We start from the raw sequence: 19589 nt of genomic DNA on the forward strand, positions 1-19589 counted from the left end.
CGCCTGATGCGTTTCGCCAGCCTGGGTAGCGGCAGCCGCGGCAACGCCGCGGTGATCGAGAGCGGCGGCACCCGGATCCTGGTCGATTGCGGCTTCTCCCTGGCGGACGCCGAGCAGCGCCTGGCGCGGCTCGGGCTCGCCGGCGACGACCTGGACGCGGTGCTGGTCACCCATGAGCATATCGACCACGTGCGCGGCGTGGCCCAGTTGGCGCGCCGCCACCGGCTGCCGGTCTGGCTCACGCCCGGGAGCCACGCGGCCTGGTCGCCCGGGGAGCTGCCGATGCTGGAATTGTTCTCGCCGCACGAGCCGTTCGCCCTGGGCGATCTCGAGGTCTGGCCCTATCCGGTGCCCCACGACGCGCGCGAACCCTGCCAGTTCGTGCTGTCGGACGGCGACCGCCGCCTGGGCCTGTTGAGCGACATCGGCCGCGTGACGCCGCACGTGCGGGCCATGGTGGACGGTTGCGACGCGTTGCTGCTGGAGTGCAATCATGATGTCGAGATGCTCGCCGCGGGGCCCTATCCCGCCTTCCTCAAGCGCCGCGTCGGCGGTGGCCTGGGACATCTCAGCAACGACCAGGCGGCGGCCTTGCTGGGAGCGTTGGACACCGGCCGGCTCCAGCACATCGTGGCGGCCCACCTGAGCGAACGGAACAATACGCCCGACGCGGCGCGCGCCGCCGTGGCGACGGTCCTGAATTGCACGCCGGACTGGGTTTCGGCGACGGTGCAGAACGAGGTACTCGGATGGCGAGCGATCGCGACACGCTGATATTGGCCGGCGGCCCCGCGCTGTCGGACTTCCGCGCCGAGCGGCTGCGCGAGAACCTGGGCGGCGCCGGCGTGGCCGCCGACCGTATCGAGGCCCGCCATTTCTACGTGGCGCGTTTCGCGGCCACGCCGCACGAATCGGTCCTGGCGCGTCTCCGGGCCCTGCTCGGCTTGGGCGGCGACGAGCCGCCGGCCGACACGGGCATCGCCGTGGTGCCGCGTTTGGGCACGTTATCGCCCTGGTCCAGCAAGGCCGAGGACATCGCCCGCGCCTGCGGCCTGGAGGGCCTGTTGCGGCTGGAGCGCGGCGTGCTCTATCGCATCGAGGGAGTCGCGCCGGGCTCCGAGGACGCCCGCCTGGCGGCGCCCGCGCTCCACGATCCGATGACCGAGAGCGTGCTGGACGCCCCCGGCGAGGCCGTGCACCTGTTCGACGCGCCGGCGCCGCGCCCCCTGCGCCGGGTGCCGCTGGCCCGCGGCGGCCGCGAGGCCCTGGCGGCGGCCAACCGCGACTGGGGCCTGGCCCTGTCGGACGAGGAGATCGACTACCTCGGCGAGAACTATGCCCGCCTCGGGCGCGATCCCACCGACGCCGAGCTGATGATGTTCGCGCAGATCAACTCCGAGCACTGCCGGCACAAGATATTCAACGCGGACTGGACCGTGGACGGCGAGGCGCAGCCGCACAGCCTGTTCGAGATGATCAAGGCCAGCCACGCCGCCAGCCCGGACGGCGTGCTATCGGCCTACAGCGACAATGCCGCGGTGGTGGCGGGGCCGCGCGCGGCGCGGTTCTTCACCGGTCCCGATCGCGTCTACCGCGCGGTGGAGGAGCCGGTGCACCTGTTGATGAAGGTGGAGACCCACAACCATCCGACCGCCATCGCGCCGGACCCCGGCGCCGCCACCGGCGCCGGCGGCGAGATCCGCGACGAGGCCGCGACCGGTCGCGGCGGGCGGCCGAAGGCCGGATTGTGCGGTTTCTCCGTCTCCAATCTGCGCATTCCCGGCTTCGTCCAGCCCTGGGAGGTCGATCACGGCCGCCCGGCGCGCCAGGCCACGCCGCTGCAGATCATGCTGGAGGGGCCGATCGGGGCCGCCGCCTACAACAACGAATTCGGCCGCCCGAACCTGGCCGGCTATTTCCGCAGCTTCGAGCTGGACTCGGCGCACGCCGGGCTGCGCGGCTATCACAAGCCGATCATGATCGCCGGCGGCATGGGCAACATCCGCGACGGCCACGTGACCAAGGACGCGGTGGCGGTGGACGCGCGCCTGATCGTGCTCGGCGGTCCGGCGATGCTGATCGGCCTCGGCGGCGGCGCCGCCTCGTCCATGGCCAGCGGCGCCGCCAGCGAGGCGCTGGATTTCGCCTCGGTGCAGCGCGCCAATCCCGAGATCGAGCGCCGCTGTCAGGAGGTGATCGACGCTTGCTGGGCCCTGGGAGAGGACAATCCCATCGCCTCGATCCACGACGTCGGTGCCGGCGGCCTGTCCAATGCGTTGCCCGAGATCATCGACGCCGACGACCGCGGCGCCCAGGTGCGCCTGCGCGATATCCATAGCGCCGATCCCGGCCTGTCGCCGATGGAGATCTGGTGCAACGAGTCCCAGGAACGCTATGTCCTCGCGGTGCCGGCGGTGCATGTCGAGGCGTTTGCCGCGATCTGCGCACGCGAACGCTGTCCGTACGCCGAGGTCGGCTTCGCCACCGCCGAACCGCGCCTGTGTCTGAGCGATGCCGACAGCGGCGAGGACGCCGTGGACATGCCCATGCCGGTGCTGCTGGGCAAGACCCCGCGCATGCACCGCGAGGGACGGCGCGATACCCGGCCGCCGCCGGTCTGGGAACGCGCCGGCGTGACGGTCGAGGAGGCCGCCCGGCGCGTGCTGCGGCTGCCGGCGGTGGCCGGCAAGGGCTTCCTGATCACCATCGGCGACCGCAGCGTGGGCGGCCTGGTGGTGCGGGACCAGATGGTCGGTCCCTGGCAGGTGCCGGTGGCCGATGTCGCCGTGACCGCGACCGGCTTCACCGCCACCACCGGCGAGGCGATGGCGATGGGTGAGCGTACCCCGGTGGCGCTGCTGGACGCGCCGGCCTCCGGGCGCCTGGCCGTGGGCGAGACGCTCACCAACATCGCCGCCGCGCGCGTGGCCGACCTGTCGGACGTGCGCTTGTCCGCGAACTGGATGGCCGCCTGCGGCGACGAGGCCGAGGACGCGCGGCTCTACGACACGGTGCGGGCGGTCGGCGCCGAGCTCTGCGTCGAGCTGGGGATCGCCATCCCGGTGGGCAAGGACTCGCTGTCCATGCGGTCACGCTGGACCGGCAGCGACGGGGACGAGCGCGAGATGCGGGCGCCGCTGTCGCTGATCGTCTCCGCTTTCGCGCCGGTCGCGGATGCCGCGGCCACGCTGACGCCGCAGCTCCGTACCGACCGCGGCGAGACCGAATTGCTGTTGATCGACCTGGGGTGCGGCCGCAACCGCCTGGGCGGCTCCGCCCTGGCCCAGGTCCACGGGGAACTGGGGGGCGCGCCGCCCGATGTCGACGACCCCGCCGCGCTCAAGGCGTTCTTCGGCGCGATCCAGTCGCTGGCCGGCGCCGGTCGGCTGCTGGCTTACCACGACCGCAGCGACGGCGGCCTGTTCGCCACCGTCTGCGAGATGGCGTTCGCCGGTCGCGCGGGTGTCGAACTCGAATTGTCGGCGCTGGGCGAGGACGTCGCGGCCGCGCTGTTCAGCGAAGAGCTGGGGGCCGTGGTTCAGGTGACGGCGGCCGACGCGGCGGCGCTGCAGGACGAGCTGCGCGCCGCCGGTCTGCACGCCCACCGCCTGGGACCGGTCACGGCCGGCCGCGAGCTGTGTTTCACGCATCGCGGCGCGACCGTCTTCGCGGCCCCGCGCACCGATCTGCACCGCGCCTGGGCCGAGACCAGCTATCACCTGCAGGCCCTGCGCGACGAGCCCGGTTGCGCCGCGCAGGAATACGACAACCTCCGCGACGCCGACGATCCCGGTCTGCCCGCGGCGCCGAGCTTCGATTTCCGCGAGGACGTGGCCGCGCCGTATCTCAACCTGGCGCGGCCGCGGGTCGCGATCCTGCGCGAGCAGGGGGTCAACGGGCACGTGGAGATGGCCTGGGCCTTCACCGCCGCCGGCTTCGAGGCGGTGGACGTGCACATGAGCGAGCTGCTGTCCGGCGAGGTCGCGTTGTCCGGCTTCCAGGGCCTGGCCGCCTGCGGCGGGTTCTCCTACGGCGACGTGCTCGGCGCCGGCCAGGGCTGGGCCAAGTCGATCCTGTTCCACGAGGCCGCGCGGCATGACGTCGCCGACTTCTTCGCCCGGTCCGACACCTTCGCCCTGGGCGTGTGCAATGGCTGCCAGATGCTGTCGGCGCTGCGCGAGCTGATCCCCGGCACCGACGACTGGCCGGCCTTCGTGCGCAATGTCTCCGAGCAGTTCGAGGCGCGTACCTCGGCGGTGGAGATCGGCGACAGCCGGTCGGTCCTGCTCGACGGCATGGCCGGCAGCCGGCTGCCGATCGCGGTGGCCCACGGCGAAGGCCGCGTGGCCTACCGCGAGGAGGGGGCCGCGGACCGGCTCGCCGCCGCCGGCCAGGTGGCGGTGCGCTATGTCGACCACTACGGCCGGGCCACCGAGCGCTATCCCTACAACCCCAACGGCTCGCCGGGCGGCGTCACCGGCCTGTGCAACGCCGACGGCCGCGTGCTGATCCTGATGCCGCATCCGGAGCGCGTGGTGCGCAGCATGAGCCTGTCCTGGCATCCCGATGACTGGACGGGCGCCAGCCCCTGGATGCGCCTGTTCGGCAACGCGCGACGATTCGTCGGGTAAGTAATGAACCACAGAGGCACAGAGGCACAGAGAATAATAAAGTGATCTCAGGTGTGCCGGACGGCGCGCAAGCGCGCGTCCGGCACAGACAAACCGTTCTTCCCTCTGTGCCTCTGTGTCTCTGTGTCTCTGTGTCTCTGTGGTTAGCTAGCTTTCTTGCAGCCAACGGTAGCGGTCGAGGTCGACCCGGCCGCCGAGGAAGGTCACGCCCTCGTCCTCCAGCCGCCGGCGCTGGGTGAGGGCGGCGGTGGAATCGGCGGGCAGGGCGATGCGGCCGTCCGCGCGCAGTATCCGGTGCCACGGCAGGCCCGGCGGCGAACGATGCAGGGCATAGCCGACCTGGCGCGCGCGGCCCGGAAGCCCCGCGACGGCCGCGATGTCCCCGTAGGTCGCCACCCGGCCGCGCGGCACCCGCGCCACGGCCTCGTAGATCGCCTGGTAGCTGGAACTCACCGCCATGTCGTGATCCCGGCGTGTGGCTCGGGTCGTGTGAAATAAACCACAGAGGCACAGAGACACAGAGAAGAGAAGGTAATTCCATGTTGTGCCGGACGGCGCGCAAGCGCGCGTCCGGCACACACAAACCGCTCTTCCCTCTGTGCCTCTGTGTCTCTGTGGTTAGTATTCAGGCCAGGGCCAGGATGTCTTCCAGGCCGCAGAAGTCCACGATCGCCCGCATCTGGTCGGGCGGGTTGCCGTAGCGCAGGCCCGCCGGGGCGTCCCGCTGCCAGTCGAGCAGCAGGGCGACCCCGGCGCTGTCCATGCGGGTGACGCCGCCCAGGTCGATCTCCAGCGCGCCGTCGCCGTCGGCTTCCAGCAACCCGCGCGAGGCCCGCAGCAGGCCGGGCACCGTGGCGGTATCGACCGGGCCGGTCAAGCGCAGCCGGCCGGGGCCCTCGCGGGTGATGCGCGCCTCGCTCACCGGGTGTCGTCCGCGTCCTTCTGCGCCGTGGCCGGCGTACCGCTGTAGCGCGACTCCAGCTTGCCGATCAGGGTCTCCAGGCTGGTGCGCCGGATCTCCTGGTTGAACTGGCCGCGGTAGTTGGTCACGAACGTCAGGTTGCCCACGCTGCCGTTGTAGATCTTCCACTCGCCATCGACCAGGTGCAGATCGAGGTCGACATCGACGGTCTCGCCGGATTCGGTCTTCACCTTGGCGCGGAAGGTCACGTCCTCGGCGCTTTCCTCGGCGCGCACCGGCATGAACTCGACCTGTTCGCGGTCGAACTCCAGCAGGGCGCCGCCGTAGGTCTGGATCAGCATGTCCTTGAACGCCTCCTGGAAACGTTCGCGTTGGGCATCGCTGGCCTCGCGCCAGTGCCGCCCCAGAACCAGGCGGGACATGTACTCGACATCCACCAACGGCACCAGGATCCGCTCGATGATGGCATCGAGTTCCTCGGGATTCCGGCGAAGCTCGTCGCGGCGGCCCTCCATCGCGTCGAGGACCTTCTCCACGGTCGCGCGCGCGATCTCCTCGGGCGGGACCGGGGCCTTGTCGGCGCCCTCCTCGGCGGAGGCCGCGGCCAGCAGCGGCGCGCACGCCAGCGTCAGGACCGCCAGGAAGGAACGGATTGTCCGGGTCATGTCATGCTCCTTTTTCCCGCGTGCGGACCATCCTGCACGCGCGGGCTGAATACCGCCTGAACGGCTACAACGGCTACTCCCCGCCACGGTTGCCCATCTGGTACAGGAACTGGCCGATCAGTTCCTCCAGGATAACCGCGCCCTGGGTGATCTTGATGCGGTCGCCGTCCGCCAGGCTCTCCCTGGCCGCGCCGGGACCGATGCCGACGTACTGCTCGCCGAGCAGGCCGGCGGTCAGTATCTGGGCGTCGGAGTCCTCGGGCAACTCGTAGCCCTCGCGGATGCGCATCGAGACCACCGCCTCGTAGGTGGTGTTGTCGATGCGGATGTCCGTGACCCGGCCGATGCGGACTCCGGCGAGCTGCACCGGGGCGCCGGCCTTGAGGCCGCCGACGTTGGAGAAGGCGGCGGTCACCGTGTAGCCCTCGATGCCGCCGGTGTCCGCGAGATCGCTCACCCGCATGGTCAGGATGAACACCGCGGCGATGCCGAGGCAGACGAAAAAGCCGACGACGATTTCCAATCCTCGCGATTGCATCTCACACCTCTCCGAACAGGACCGCGGTAAGCATCAGGTTGGCGCCCAGGATCGCCAGAGACGACAGCACCACCGTGCTGGTGGTGGCACGCGAGACACCCTCGGACGTGGGCGGGGCCGAGTAGCCCTGGTAGACCGCGATCCAGGTCACGATCACGCCGAATACCCCGCTCTTGACGAATACGTTGACGATATCCTTGCCGAACTCGACGTTCTCCTGGATACCGGACCAGTAGGCGCCGGCGTCGACCCCGAGCAGGGCCACGCCGACCAGGTGTCCGCCGGCGGCGCCGATCGCCATGACGCAAAAGATCGAGGTCAGCAGCGGCAACGCGATCAGGCCGGCCAGGAAGCGTGGCGCCACGATCCGGCGCAAGGGGTCCACCGCCATCATCTCCATGCCGGAGAGCTGGTCGGTGGCCTTCATCAGGCCGATCTCGGCGGCCAGGGCGGAGCCGGCGCGCCCGGCGAACAGCAGGGCGGTGACCACCGGGCCCAGCTCGCGCACCACCGTGAGCGCGACCGAGGTGCCCAGCGCTTCCTCCGCGCCGAAGTCGACCAGCAGCCGGTAGCCGGACAGGGCCAGGACCATGCCCACGAACACGCCCGAGACCACGATGATCACCAGCGACAGGACCCCGACGGAATAGAGCTGCTCGATCACCAGGCGCGGCTTGCGGACCAGCGACGGCAGGCTGGCGATCACGCGCAGCAGGAAGAAGATGCTGCGGCCGAGTTCGGCGAGGCTGTTCGCGACCGCGTCGATCCCCTGGCGCGGGGCGTTCACGGGCGATCCTCCACATGCAGGTCCTCGGCATAGGGCGGTCCCGGGTAGTGGAAGGCCACCGGCCCGTCGGCCTGGGCCTGCACGAACTGCTGGACCCACTCCGAGGCCGAGTCGCGGATTTCGTCGGAGGTGCCGTGCGCCTTCACCTCGCCGTCGGCGATGACATAGCAATGATCGGCGATCTGCAGGGTCTCCTTGACGTCGTGCGAGACCACGACCGAGGTCAGGCCGAGGGCATCGTTGAGCCGCCGGATCAGACGCAGGAGCACACCCATGGAGATGGGATCCTGACCGGCGAAGGGCTCGTCGTACATGATCATCTCGGGGTCCAGGGCGATCGCGCGCGCCAGCGCCACGCGCCGGGCCATGCCGCCGGATAGCTGCGCCGGATACAGGTCGCGCGCGCCGCGCAGGCCCACCGCCTCCAGCTTCATCAGGACCACGTCGCGGATCAGGCGCTCGGGCAGCCGGGTGTGCTCGCGTAGCGGAAAGGCCACGTTGTCGAACACCGACAGGTCGGTGAGCAGGGCGCCGGTCTGGAACAGCATGCCCATGCGCTTGCGCAACTCGAACAGCCGCTTCTGGGAGAGTGCGGCGACTTCCTGGCCGTCGAAGCGGAGGCTGCCGCCGTCCGGCCGCCACTGGCCGCCGATCAGGCGCAGCAGGGTGGTCTTGCCGGTGCCGCTGGGCCCCATGATGGCGGTGATGCCGCCCCGTCGGATATCGATATCGACGCCGTCGAATATCACCCGCGCGCCGCGGCGGAAACGCAGATCACGGGCTTCGACCAGGCTGCTGTCGTCGGGCATCGCGCTGATTCCGGCAATGGGAAACGCAGTGTAACCGCAAAGGCCGCCGATGGCCCAAAGGGCCGGCCGCCTGCCCTTGGGCCGCGTACGGCCGCTCAGGTTCCCTCGTCTGCCGGCGGAGGCGTTCCCAGGCGCGCGCACAGGTGGGGTAGGAGATCGTCGGCGACGGTGGATAGGTCGCCGGGGCCGCCCAGTTCCGAGACCTGGGTCATCGCCAGGCCGCGGAAGCCGCAGGGATCGATGCGGGCGAACGGTTCCAGGTCCATCGCCACGTTCAGGGCCAGACCGTGATAGCTGCAGCCGCGCCGGATGCGCAGACCGATGGAGCCGATCTTGGCGGTGTCGCCCTGCGGGCGGTCGACATAGACGCCGGGGGCGTCGCGGCGGGCGCGGGCGGTGATGCCGTAGCCCGCGAGCGTGGCGATCACGGCGTCCTCCAGGGCGGTGACCAGGCCGCGCACGCCCAGGCCCAGCCGGCGGATGTCGGTCATCACGTAGGCCATGAGCTGACCGGGACCGTGATAGGTCACCTGGCCGCCGCGGTCGGATTGCACCACCGGGATGTCGCCGGCCGCGAGCACGTGCTCGGCGCGGCCGTTGGTGCCCTGGGTGAACACCGGCCGGTGGGCCAGGAACAGGAAGCGGTCGGGATCGTCGGCGCCGCGGCCGTCGGTGAACGCCCGCATCTCGCGCCACACCGGCTCGTACGGCTGCGGCGCGTCGAGCCGGCGCTCGACGCGGGGCGCGGGAATCCCGGTCCGGGATGTTCCGCTCCGTGGTTCGGATACGGCCGGTGTCGTCATACCTTCAGTTTAATCCAACTCGAAACTTGAAACGCGCAACGGCGTGCCGGGATGCGCTAGAGCGCCATCAGCACCCGCTCGCTCGCGCTCAGGTCCGCATAGATGGCGTCGAGCTGGTCCTTGCTGCGGGCGACGATCTCCACCGTCACCGAGACGTAGCGGCCGCCGCTGCTGAGGCGGCGGGAGAGGTCGTCGCGCTCCAGTTCCGGCACATGCGGCTTGACCAGCTCGTACACCGTCGTCTCGAAGGCCTCGTCGCGCTCGCCGAAGGCCTTGATCGGGAAACGGCAGGGGAATTCCAGGAGGGTGTCAGTCCGGCTCATCGAGGTCAGCCTGCAGCAGGGCGCGCATGCGTGTCCATACCGGTCCCGGCCGGCCGTCGCCCACGGGGACGCCGTCCAGCGTGGTGACCGGGTAGATCTCGCGGGTCGAGCTGGTCAGCCAGATCTCGTCGGCGGCCGCGAGCTCGTCGGCGGCGATGTCGCGTTCGGCGCAGGGCACGGCGTGTGCCCGCGCGACTTCGAGCACGGCCTCGCGCGTGATGCCGGCGAGAATGGACGGCGCGAGGGGCGGTGTCGCCACGGTACCGTCGCGCACGACGAAGACATTCGAGGAGCTGCCTTCGGTGACATGCCCGTCGCGCACCAGGATCGCCTCGTTGGCCCCGGCGTCATGCGCCTCGGCGGCCAACAGCACGTTGGGCAGCAGGGCGGTGGACTTGATCTCGCAGCGGGCCCAGCGGATGTCCGGCTGTACCACGGCGGACACGCCGCTCTCGAAGGTGTCGGGATCGGCTCCGGGCCGCGACTGGCAGAAGGCGATCACGGTCGGTCGCGGGTCCGGCGGCAGGCGGTGATCGCGGCGCGGATAGGCGCCGCGCGTGACCTGCAGGTACAGCGACAGATCGCCGCCGCCGTTGCGTTCGATCAGTTCGCGGAACAGAGCCCGCCACCCGGCATCGTCGTGGGGGTTGGGGATGCGGATCGCCGCCAGGCTCCGCGCCAACCGCCGCAGGTGGGCATCCAGCCGGAAGGGGTTGCCACGGTATACGGGGATCACCTCGTAGACGGCGTCCCCGAACAGCAGGCCGCGGTCGGTAACCGGCACGCGCGCCTCTGCCAGCGGCAGAAACGTTCCGTTCACATGGGCGATTGGGGTCGAATCAGTCACTTAACTACAGAGGCGCAGAGGGCACGGAACGGCTCGAGGGCATCGAACCACAGAGGCACAGAGGGCACAGAGAATAAAGCAGGGATTCGATACCTCAAAGGAAAAAGGTGCTCTCTGTGCGCTCCGTGTCTCTGTGGTTATTTCATTGGAATAACAACAGCACTTCGTCGGTCAGCGACCGCACGATGCCGCCGGCCGGCACCGGCTCGGCGGCGAACAGGGGCAGGTCGTGGATGGTTTCGCCGTCGAACGCGACCTCGAGCCGGCCGATCTGCGCGCCGCCGGCGATCGGCGCGGTCAGGCCGGAGCGCAGCGCCGCCTGCGACGAGAGCTTGTCGCGGGCGCCGCGCGGGGCGGTCACGTACACGGGCCCGTCGGCACTCACCGGCAGCATCTTCTCGGCGCCCTTCCAGACACGCACCTCGGTGATCGTCTGGTCGGCGTCGAACAGCTTGTAGGTCTCGAAGAAGCGATAGCCGTAGTTCAGCAGCGAGGCGCTGGCGGTCTTGCGGGCGTTGTTGCTGTCGGTGCCGGTGACCACCGAGATCAGCCGCATGCCGTTGCGGTCGGCGGAGGCCACCAGGCAGTAGCCGGCGCTCTCGGTATGGCCGGTCTTCACGCCGTCGACGCTGGCGTCGGTCCACAGCAGGGAGTTGCGGTTGTACTGCTTGATCTCGTTGTAGGTGAATTCCCGTTGGCCATAGTACTTGCCGTACAGGTCCGGAAAGTCGCGGATTATCGCCCGGGTCAGGCGCGCGATGTCCCGCGCGCTCATGTAATGGTCCGGGTCGGGCCAGCCGGTGGCGTTGGTGAAGTGGCTGTCGTCCAGGCCCAGATCCTTGGCGTACTGGTTCATGTAGGCGGCGAAGCTGTCCTCGCTGCCGGCGATGTGCTCGGCCAGGGCCACGGTGGCGTCGTTGCCCGAGACCACGATGATCCCTTCGAGCAGGTCCTTGACCGGGATTTGCTTGCCGACCTCGATGAACATCTTGGAGCCGCCCATCCGCCAGGCCTTCTCGCTCACCGTGACCTTCTCGTCCAGCGCGAGGTTGCCGCTCTCGATCTCGGCGAAGGCGATGTAGGCGGTCATCAGCTTGGTGATGCTGGCCGGCTCGATGCGCTGGTCCGGGTTCTTGGCCGCCAGCGTCTGGCCGCTGTGATGGTCGACCAGGATGTAGCTTTCGGCATCGAAGCTGGGCGGATCCGGGATCGGCAGGGCCTGTGCCGCGAGCGGCGCGGCCAGTGCGAGCAGGAACAGCGGCAGGAGAAACGCGCGCGGTGTGATCGCTGGCATGCGGTTGTTCATCCTCTCAGGTGTCGATTTGCGAGCGGGGGCGGAATAGGCCGCCCGCCAAGTGTACCTAATCGCGGGTCGCCGCGACGTTCAGGCCCCGGTCCTCCAGGGTGCGGCGCGCCTCGGCGAGGGCGGCGGAGTCCGCATAGGGTCCGACCCGCACGCGGTAGAGAGGTTCCGGGTCGTCGCTGACGGAAACGAATACCCGGTCGAGACCGTAGCCGCGCAGCCGCTGCGCGAGTTGGCGGGCGTTGCGGGCCTCGCTGAAGGCGCCGGCCTGGAGATACAGGGCCGGGTTCTCGCTCTCGGCGACGGTTTCGGTGCCGGGCTCGATCAGCTCCAGGGTTACCGGTGCGGTGCCGCTGCCGATCATGTCGAGCCGCACGGCCGCGGCGTACGACAGGTCGATTACCCGGTCGGCGTGGAACGGGCCGCGGTCGTTGACCCGCACGATCACCTCGCGGCCGTTCTCCAGGTTGGTCACGCGCAGGAAACTGGGCAGGGGCAGCGTCCGGTGGGCGGCGGTCATCTTGTACATGTCGTAGGTCTCGCCGCTGGAGGTGCGCCGGCCGTGGAACTTGCGGCCGTACCAGGAGGCGTAGCCGCGCTCGCGGTAGTCGGTGGCATCCTCCATGACGTCGTAGCGCTTGCCCAGGACTTCGTAGGTATCCGGGTTGCCGTAACGGCTCAGCGGCTCGTCGCGGGGCACCGCGTCGGGTACCTCGCTGACGTCGACGGCCGCGGTCTCCGGCGGGCCGTCGCGCTGGGGCAGGCGTTTCAGCGTCGGGTCGGCGGCGCAACCGGCGAGCAGCAGCCCGGCCAGCGCCGCGGCGGGAATGAGTCGGGGCGTCATCGCCGGGCCATCTCCTCGTCCAGACCGTCCGCGATGGCGCGGCTGAGTTGGTGCACGGCCATCGCGTACATGCGGCTGTGGTTGTACGTGGTGATCACGAAGAAATTGCTCAGGCCGGCCCAGTATTCCGGGCCGTCCTCGCCTTCCAGCTCGACCAGACCGACCGCGGCGTCGGCCGCGGGCGCCTCGCCGTCCGCGCTCAGCCCGGCGCTTTCCAGCTCGTCGTAGCGATAGCGGGTATGGCGGTTGCTGCGCTCCAGGCCGGGCGCGTCGCCGCCGCTCAGGCGCAGGGCCACGCGCTCGCCGGCGCGCCAGTCGTGCTCGGCCAGGTAGTTGGCCACGCTGCCGATGACGTCGGCGGGACTGTCCCACAGGTCGCGGCGGCCGTCGCCGTCGAAGTCCACGGCGTAGGCGCGGTAGCTCGACGGGATGAACTGCGGCCAACCCATGGCGCCGGCGTAGGATCCCTTGGCGCCGGCGCAATCCACTCGTTCGCGGTGACACAGGATCAGGAAGTGTTCCAGTTCCCCGAGGAAAAAGCTCGCGCGCTCCGGATAGTCGAAACCGAGAGTGGCGAGGGCGTCGATCACGCGATCGCGGCCGACGTTGCCGCCATAGCGGGTCTCGACGCCGATGATCGCGGTGATCACGTGCGGCGGCACGCCGTAGCGCTCGTGTGCGCGGTCGAGCAGATCGCGGTGCTCGCGCACGAAGGCGATGCCGCCGTCGATGCGCGACTGTCCGAGGAAGATCCGCCGGTAGCGATGCCAGGGCAGGACCTTCTCCGCCGGCCGCCGCATGGCCTCCAGGATATGGGGGCGGTTCTCGGCGCCGGCGAGCAGATCGCGCAACTTGCTTGCGTCGAGGTCGTGCTCGCGCTCGAGGCGCTCGATCATGGCCTGCGCCTCCGGGCGCTCGGCGTAGCCGGCGTGGACGGGGCCGCTGACGGCGGCGGCGGCGCAGAGCATGATCGTCAGGATTCGTTTCACGTTGCCAGCAGCTTCCTGTGGGTATGGATGGACATCAGCATGCCGAAGGCCAGGAGGATGATCACCATCGAGGTGCCGCCGTAGCTGATCAACGGCAGCGGCACGCCGACCACCGGCAGCAGGCCCACGACCATGCCGATATTAACGAAAACATAGATGAAAAAGGTAAGGCTCAGGCCGCCGGCCACGAGGCGCTGGAACGTGTCCTGACTGCGGGCCGCGATATGCAGGCCGCGCAGGATGATGAAGGCGTAGATACCGAGCAGGGCGAGCACGCCGAGCAGGCCCGTCTCCTCCGCGAAAACCGCGAACACGAAGTCGGTGTCGGATTCCGGCAGGAAATTCAGGTGGGCCTGGCTGCCGTTGAGCCAGCCCTTGCCGAACAGGCCGCCCGAGCCGATGGCGATCTTGCTCTGGGTGATGTGGTAGCCCGCGCCCGCCGGGTCCCGGGCCGGATTGAGGAAGGTCAGCACCCGCTCCTGCTGATAGTCGTGCATATTGAACCAGAGCAGCGGCGCGGCGGCCGCGGCCAGCAGGATCAGGAGCAGGATCACGCGCCAGCGCAGGCCGGCCAGGAACAGCACGAAACCGCCGGCCGCCACGATCAGCAGGGCGGTGCCGAGGTCCGGCTGGACCGCCACGAGTACCGCCGGCAGGGCGATCAGGGTGCCCGTGGCCAGCACCGATACCAGGCCGGGCGGCAGCGGGCGCTCGTGGAAGTAGGCGGCGACCGTCAACGGTACCGCCAGCTTCATGAATTCGGACGGCTGGAAACGGATCACGCCGAGATCCAGCCAGCGCTGCGCGCCCATCGCGGCGTCGCCGAAGGTGATCACGGCCAACAGCATGACCACGCCCAGGGCGAACAACCAGGGCGAGATCATGCGCAGCCAGTCGGGCGGCACCTGGGCAATCACCAGCATCGCGGCGAAGCCGATGCCCAGGCGCACGGCCTGGCCCATGACCACCGCCATCGATTGCCCGGAGGCGCTGTAGAGCACGAACAGGCCGAGCGTGCCGGCGGCCATCAGGGCCAGCAGCAGCGGCAGGTCCACGCGCCAGTAGACCAGCCATTCGGACAGGGATGCCGGACGGTCCTCGGCGGTGCTCATGGTTGCGACTCCGCCGCCCGCGCGATGTGGGTATCCGTCAGGTAGGCGTCGAGCACCTTGCGCGCGATCGGCGCGGCCACGCCGCCACCGCTGCCGCCGTGCTCGGCGAGCACGGCCACCGCGATACGTGGTTCCTCCAGCGGCGCGAAGCCGATGAACAGGGCATGATCGCGGAACTTGTAGGCCAGTTCCTCCATGTCCGGCGCCTCCTCGTCCTGGGCCATGCCGCGCACCTGGGAGGTGCCGGTCTTGCCGGCCATGCGGTAGGGAATGTCCCGGCCCATGGTGTAGTGGGCGGTGCCGCGCGGCGCGTGCACCACCTGGCGCATGGCGTCGATGACGATGTCCCAGTGGCGCTCGTCCCGGAGCTGGATCGGCTGTACCGGCTCGGTGGTGACGCTGTCGAGGCTGCCGTCGATCGGCGCCTCGGAGGCCATGAGCACATGCGGCTTGCGGCCCTCGCCGCGGCGCGCGATCAGGGCGGTCATGTGGGCGAGCTGCAGCGGCGTGGCGGTCATGTAGCCTTGGCCGATCACGGTGTTCAGGGTCTCGCCGGGGTACCAGGTCTGGTTGCGCGCGCCCTGCTTCCACTCGCGCGAGGGCATCAGACCGTCGCGCTCGCGCGGCAGGTCGATGCCGGTGGGGCGGCCGAGACCGAACAGGGTGCCGAAGCGGTGCATGACGTCGATCCCCAGGTCCATGCCCAGCTTGTAGAAGTAGACGTCGCTGGAGCGGAAGATGGCCTCCTTGAGGTCGAGCCAGCCGTGGCCCTCGCGTTTCCAATCGCGCCAGCGGCGTTCGCTGCCGGGCAGGGTGATGTAGCCGGGGCTCCAGATCTGGCGCTGCGGGTCGATGTTGTCGGTCTCCAGCGCCGCCAGCGCCATGATCGGCTTGATCGTCGAGCCCGGCGGATACTGGCCCTGCAGCGCCCGGTTGAACAGCGGCTGGTGGGGATTGTCGATGAGGTTCCCGTAATCCTTGCTGCTGATGCCGTCCACGAACAGGTCCGGATCGAAGCCGGGCCGGCTCACCAGCGCGAGGACGCCGCCCGTGCGCGGATCGATCGCGACCACGGCGCCGTCATTGTCGCCGAGGGCCTCGTGGGCGGCGGCCTGCAACTGGGCATCGACGGTCAGGTAGAGGTTGTGGCCGGGCGTGGGGCGGTTGAATTCGATCTCCCGCAGCGCTCGCCCGGCGGCGTTCGCCTCCACGATCCGGGAGCCGGGGTAGCCGTGCAGCAATTCCTCGTAACTGTATTCCACGCCGGTCTTGCCGATGTGGTTGGCGCCGCGATAACGCTTGTCGTCGAGCGTGAGCATCTCGCGTTCGGTGATGCCGCCGACGTAGCCGATCAGGTGCGCGGCCACCTCGCCCAGCGGATAGTGCCGCGTCAGGCCGGCCCGGATTTCCATGCCCGGGAACTTACGGCGGTTGACCTCGAAGCGGGCGACTTCTTCCTGGCTCAGGTTGAGCCGGATGGGGATGCCGCGGAAATTCGGCGACTGCGCCAGCCGCTGGCGGAAACGCTTGCGGTCCGCCTCGCGGATCTCGACATACCGGCTCAGGCGATCGATGGCGGCATCCAGGTCCTCGACCTGCTCCGGCACCACCTCCAGCCGGTAGGCGGGCAGGTTGTCGGCCAGGACGACGCCGTTGCGGTCGTAGATCAGGCCGCGTACCGGCGGCACCACTTGCACGCGCATACGGTTGTCGTTGGAGCGCGTATCGTAATAATCGTGCTCCACGATCTGGAGATAGCCCAGCCGGGCCACCAGCACGCCGGCCAGCACCGCCATGCCGATGCCGGCCAGGACCGTGCGCACCACGAACAGCCGGCGTTCGGCGGCGTGGTCCTTGAGCGGTGAGTCGGCGGGCATCAATCAGCCTCCGGCATGGACTTCCCCGGTCCCTTCAAGAGACCTCCGGGCGGGCCATGCGTTCCAACACCAGCGTCCAGAGCGGCCACACGACCGCGGTGCTGAGGGCGGGCAGCCACCGCCACAGCGGATCCACGCTGCGGCCGTTGACCCCGTCGATCCAGAACAGGATGAATTCGTAGACCAGGAACAGCGGCAGCAGGACCACGCTCTGCTGGATGGCGGGAAAATCCAGCAGCAGATCCTTGAGCTTGAAAACCGCGTAGGCGCAGACGGCCAGGGCCAGGCCATGCTGGCCGAGGGGCGTGGTGTAGACCACGTCCATGAGCAGGCCGCTACCCCAGGCGGCGATGACGCCGAAACGTTGCGGCTGCACCATCGCCCAGAACAGCACGGTCGCCGGCAGGAAGGCCGGGCGCGCCATGGCCGCCCACGTCGGCAGCGGCACCAGCATCAGGATCAACGACAGCGCCAGGCTGCCGGCGATGAGCAGCGGGCCGGCCGCGATATTGGGGTTCATTGCGGGGCGCTCTCGTCCGCGGCGGGCGGTCCGTCGGCGGCCGGCGGGGTATCGGCGGGCTCCTCCGGTTGCGGGGTCCAGACCAGCAGGACCTCGCGGCCGCGGTTGAGGCTGGCGGTGGGCTCGGCGATCACGGTGAGGAACTCGTCGCCGGGCTGGTGCGTGACCTCGGAGACCCGCGCCACCGGGTAGCCCGCCGGATAGCGGCCGCCCAGCCCGGAGGAGACCAGCAGGTCGCCCTCGACGACGTCGGCGTTGGCCGGCAGGAACGGCAGCAGCAGGCGCTCGCTCTTGCCCGTGCCCTGGGCGATGGTCTGCAGGCCGGTACGGTTGAACTCCACCGGGATGCCGTGGTTCGGGTCGGTGATCATGATCGCGGTGGAGCCCATGGCGTTGACCTGCGTGACCTGGCCCATGATGCCGTTGGCGTCCACCAGGGCCTGGCCCGGGAAGACGCCGTCGGCCTCGCCCTTGTTCAGGTTGACGTAGTGGCGGTACGGGTCGGGGCTCACGGACAGGATCTCGGCGATCAGGACCTCCTCGTCGAGCGAGCGCGCCGAGGACAGGAGGGCGCGTATGCGATCGTTCTCGGCCTCCAGGGCCGCCAGCTTCTGGAGCCTGGCGCGCAGCAGCAGGACCTGCTGGGACAGCGCCTCGTTCTCGGCGATCAGTTCGTCGCGGTCGAGATAGTGCGTCACGAAATCGGCCGCGTCGGACGGCAACTCGGCCGCGATCTGCAGCGGTTGCAGCACGGTCGCCAGGCTGCTGCGCACCGGCTGCAGCGTGTCGCGGCTGTGATCCAGGAACATCAGGCCGAGCGACAGCACCAGGATCAGGACGATCTTGATGCTGGGCGACGGCCCTCTCGGAAACAGGCTGATGTTATCGTCGGAAAGTCCGCGCACTGCGTCCCCGGCGGTGCCCGCTGGCGTGGAAAAGTCGAGTGCGGCGCGATAAAGGGCGCCTTATCCGATCAAGAATAGGGCCAAGCGAGGCCCCGTCGCAACAGTGGCGACCGCCCGGCACGGGCGGTCCGGCGCCGCCGGCCGGCGCCTATTCGAGCGCGAACATCTGGCCGGTCTTGCGGTCGATCATCTCCAGCAGGATGCCGCCGCCGCGGGCCACGCAGGTCAGCGGGTCGTCGGCGATGATCACCGGCAGGCCGGTCTCCTCGCTGATCAGCTTGTCGATGTCCGACAGCAGGGCGCCGCCGCCGGTCAGGACGATACCGCGCTCGGCCACGTCCGAGCCCAGCTCGGGCGGGGTCGCCTCCAGGGCCGTCTTGACCGCGCCGATGATGCCGGACAGCGGTTCCTGCAGGGCGTCCAGCACCTCGTTGGAGTTGAGGGTGAAACTGCGGGGCACGCCGGCCGAGAGATGCCGGCCGACCACCTCGATCTCCTTGACCTCGTGGCCGGGGAAGGCGGTGCCGATCTGGTGCTTGATGGACTCGGCGGTGGATTCGCCGATCAGCATGTTGTACTGGCGCCGCACGTAATTGACGATTGCCTCGTCGAAGCGGTCGCCGCCCTGACGCACGGACTCGGCGTAGACGATGCCGTTGAGCGAGATCACCGCGACCTCGGAGGTGCCGCCGCCGATGTCCAGGACCATGGAACCGCGGGCCTCGCCGATGGGGATGCCGGCGCCGATGGCGGCCGCGACCGGCTCCTCCACGAGGTAGACCTTGCGGGCGCCGGCGTTGGATGCGGACTCGCGGATCGCGCGCCGTTCCACCTGCGTGGAGCCGTAGGGCACGCACACCAGCACCCGGGTGATCGGCCGCAGCAGCCGCCGCTTGTGCACCTTGCGGATGAAGTGCTGGAGCATCTTCTCCGTGACCGTGAAGTCGGCGATCACGCCATCCTTCAGCGGCCGGATGGTGCTGATGTGACTGGGGGTGCGGCCGAGCATGCGCTTGGCGTCGTGACCGACGGCCTCGATGCGCTTGCCGCCGCGGGCGTCCTGGCGCACGGCCACGACCGAGGGCTCGTTCAGGACGATGCCCTGGTCCCGCGCGTAGACGAGGGTGTTGGCGGTGCCCAGGTCGATCGACAGATCGTTGACGAACAGGCCCCGGAGATTGTCCATCATGTTTGCAGAGAACCTTTGTGTAGGAGGCGTTCGGGCGGATGGCGTTGCCCGTGCCACGGCCGAGGACGGCTTGCCGGGTTCCCGCGACCCCGGCCGGCTGGCCGATGCCTCGAGAGCAAAATAAGCGGCTATGCTAGCAACGGCGTGAGAAGGCGGCAAGCGAGCGTTTAGCTTCCTGCACCGGCGCACCGGCATGGCGTAGAATGCAGCACCGTTTTACAGGAGGAACGCACCCGTGAGCCTGAGCGAGGAACAGGTGCGCAAGGTCGCCGAACTGGCCCGACTGCGGGTGGACGAGGAGCAGGTGACGGGGTACGCGCGGGAGTTGTCGCGCATCCTCGATCTGGTCGAGTCCCTGGACGAGGCGGATACCGCCGACGTGGCGCCCATGGCGCACCCGCTGGATCTGAGCGCGCGTCTGCGCGAGGACGCCGTCACCGAGGACAACCGCCGCGACGCGTTCCAGGCGATCGCGCCGGCGGTCGAGGACGGTGTCTATCTGGTCCCCAAGGTCATCGAATAGGG

20 protein-coding genes are annotated in these 19589 nt (G+C 69.5%); 3 read left to right on the forward strand and 17 right to left on the reverse strand.

Annotated elements, in window-relative coordinates; translation table 11 throughout:
* Positions 1-6: 6 nt before the first annotated feature.
* A complete protein-coding gene (locus tag PC39_RS12290) occupies positions 7-774 on the forward strand; it encodes an MBL fold metallo-hydrolase (RefSeq protein ID WP_353253688.1) in 768 nt (255 codons plus the stop codon).
* Positions 750-4631, forward strand: a complete 3882-nt coding sequence (purL, locus tag PC39_RS12295; protein WP_353253689.1) for a phosphoribosylformylglycinamidine synthase — start codon at positions 750-752, stop codon at positions 4629-4631. Before PC39_RS12290 ends, purL begins: the two co-directional genes overlap by 25 nt.
* A 147-nt stretch (positions 4632-4778) precedes the next feature.
* Here purL and PC39_RS12300 read toward each other — a convergent pair whose 3' ends face one another.
* The 17 genes from PC39_RS12300 to PC39_RS12380 all read right to left on the reverse strand — a co-directional run bounded on the left by PC39_RS12300 (position 4779) and on the right by PC39_RS12380 (position 19064).
* Positions 4779-5090 (reverse strand): MGMT family protein, encoded by a 312-nt coding sequence (locus PC39_RS12300; protein ID WP_353253690.1) that lies wholly within the window; start codon positions 5088-5090, stop codon positions 4779-4781.
* Positions 5091-5256: 166 nt separating this feature from the next.
* Entirely contained in the window at positions 5257-5553 is a 297-nt protein-coding gene (locus PC39_RS12305; RefSeq protein WP_353253691.1) for an STAS domain-containing protein, read from the reverse strand.
* Positions 5550-6218 (reverse strand): MlaC/ttg2D family ABC transporter substrate-binding protein, encoded by a 669-nt coding sequence (locus tag PC39_RS12310; protein WP_353253692.1) that lies wholly within the window; start codon positions 6216-6218, stop codon positions 5550-5552. The genes PC39_RS12305 and PC39_RS12310 overlap by 4 nt, the downstream gene beginning before the upstream one ends.
* A gap of 73 nt (positions 6219-6291) precedes the next feature.
* Positions 6292-6756 carry an outer membrane lipid asymmetry maintenance protein MlaD gene (gene mlaD / locus PC39_RS12315; RefSeq protein ID WP_353253693.1) on the reverse strand — a complete coding sequence of 155 codons (465 nt, stop codon included), beginning with the start codon at positions 6754-6756 and terminating at the stop codon, positions 6292-6294.
* Between the two features lies 1 nt (position 6757).
* Positions 6758-7543 carry a lipid asymmetry maintenance ABC transporter permease subunit MlaE gene (mlaE, locus tag PC39_RS12320; RefSeq protein ID WP_353253694.1) on the reverse strand — a complete coding sequence of 262 codons (786 nt, stop codon included), beginning with the start codon at positions 7541-7543 and terminating at the stop codon, positions 6758-6760.
* Positions 7540-8352, reverse strand: a complete 813-nt coding sequence (locus tag PC39_RS12325) for an ABC transporter ATP-binding protein (protein ID WP_353253695.1) — start codon at positions 8350-8352, stop codon at positions 7540-7542. Before PC39_RS12325 ends, mlaE begins: the two co-directional genes overlap by 4 nt.
* A 95-nt stretch (positions 8353-8447) precedes the next feature.
* Positions 8448-9155 carry a lipoyl(octanoyl) transferase LipB gene (lipB, locus tag PC39_RS12330; protein ID WP_353253696.1) on the reverse strand — a complete coding sequence of 236 codons (708 nt, stop codon included), beginning with the start codon at positions 9153-9155 and terminating at the stop codon, positions 8448-8450.
* Positions 9156-9211: 56 nt separating this feature from the next.
* Positions 9212-9478: an HP0495 family protein gene (locus PC39_RS12335; protein ID WP_353253697.1), complete on the reverse strand. Its 267-nt coding sequence runs from the start codon at positions 9476-9478 to the stop codon at positions 9212-9214.
* Positions 9465-10307 (reverse strand): D-amino acid aminotransferase, encoded by an 843-nt coding sequence (locus PC39_RS12340; RefSeq protein WP_502950882.1) that lies wholly within the window; start codon positions 10305-10307, stop codon positions 9465-9467. Before PC39_RS12340 ends, PC39_RS12335 begins: the two co-directional genes overlap by 14 nt.
* Before the next feature lie 160 nt (positions 10308-10467).
* Positions 10468-11619: a D-alanyl-D-alanine carboxypeptidase family protein gene (locus PC39_RS12345; RefSeq protein WP_353253699.1), complete on the reverse strand. Its 1152-nt coding sequence runs from the start codon at positions 11617-11619 to the stop codon at positions 10468-10470.
* A 67-nt stretch (positions 11620-11686) separates the two neighbouring features.
* Positions 11687-12472, reverse strand: a complete 786-nt coding sequence (locus tag PC39_RS12350) for a septal ring lytic transglycosylase RlpA family protein (RefSeq protein WP_353253700.1) — start codon at positions 12470-12472, stop codon at positions 11687-11689.
* Positions 12469-13461, reverse strand: a complete 993-nt coding sequence (gene mltB, locus PC39_RS12355; protein WP_353253701.1) for a lytic murein transglycosylase B — start codon at positions 13459-13461, stop codon at positions 12469-12471. Before mltB ends, PC39_RS12350 begins: the two co-directional genes overlap by 4 nt.
* Positions 13458-14573 (reverse strand): rod shape-determining protein RodA, encoded by a 1116-nt coding sequence (rodA, locus tag PC39_RS12360; RefSeq protein ID WP_353253702.1) that lies wholly within the window; start codon positions 14571-14573, stop codon positions 13458-13460. Before rodA ends, mltB begins: the two co-directional genes overlap by 4 nt.
* Positions 14570-16450, reverse strand: a complete 1881-nt coding sequence (gene mrdA, locus PC39_RS12365) for a penicillin-binding protein 2 (protein WP_353253703.1) — start codon at positions 16448-16450, stop codon at positions 14570-14572. The genes rodA and mrdA overlap by 4 nt, the downstream gene beginning before the upstream one ends.
* A 34-nt stretch (positions 16451-16484) precedes the next feature.
* Positions 16485-16970, reverse strand: coding sequence for a rod shape-determining protein MreD (gene mreD / locus PC39_RS12370; RefSeq protein WP_353253704.1), 486 nt, complete (start codon positions 16968-16970; stop codon positions 16485-16487).
* Positions 16967-17875 carry a rod shape-determining protein MreC gene (gene mreC / locus PC39_RS12375; protein ID WP_353253705.1) on the reverse strand — a complete coding sequence of 303 codons (909 nt, stop codon included), beginning with the start codon at positions 17873-17875 and terminating at the stop codon, positions 16967-16969. Before mreC ends, mreD begins: the two co-directional genes overlap by 4 nt.
* A gap of 148 nt (positions 17876-18023) precedes the next feature.
* On the reverse strand, positions 18024-19064 hold the full coding sequence (locus PC39_RS12380) for a rod shape-determining protein (RefSeq protein ID WP_353253706.1): 1041 nt from the start codon (positions 19062-19064) through the stop codon (positions 18024-18026).
* Between the two features lie 235 nt (positions 19065-19299).
* Between PC39_RS12380 and gatC the strand changes: the two genes are divergently transcribed.
* The gene (gene gatC / locus PC39_RS12385) at positions 19300-19587 is read left to right on the forward strand and encodes an Asp-tRNA(Asn)/Glu-tRNA(Gln) amidotransferase subunit GatC (RefSeq protein WP_353253707.1); all 288 of its coding nucleotides are present in this window, start codon (positions 19300-19302) and stop codon (positions 19585-19587) included.
* Positions 19588-19589: the final 2 nt, after the last annotated feature.

This window comes from Salinisphaera sp. PC39 (assembly GCF_040361335.1).
GTDB lineage: Bacteria > Pseudomonadota > Gammaproteobacteria > Nevskiales > Salinisphaeraceae > APNM01.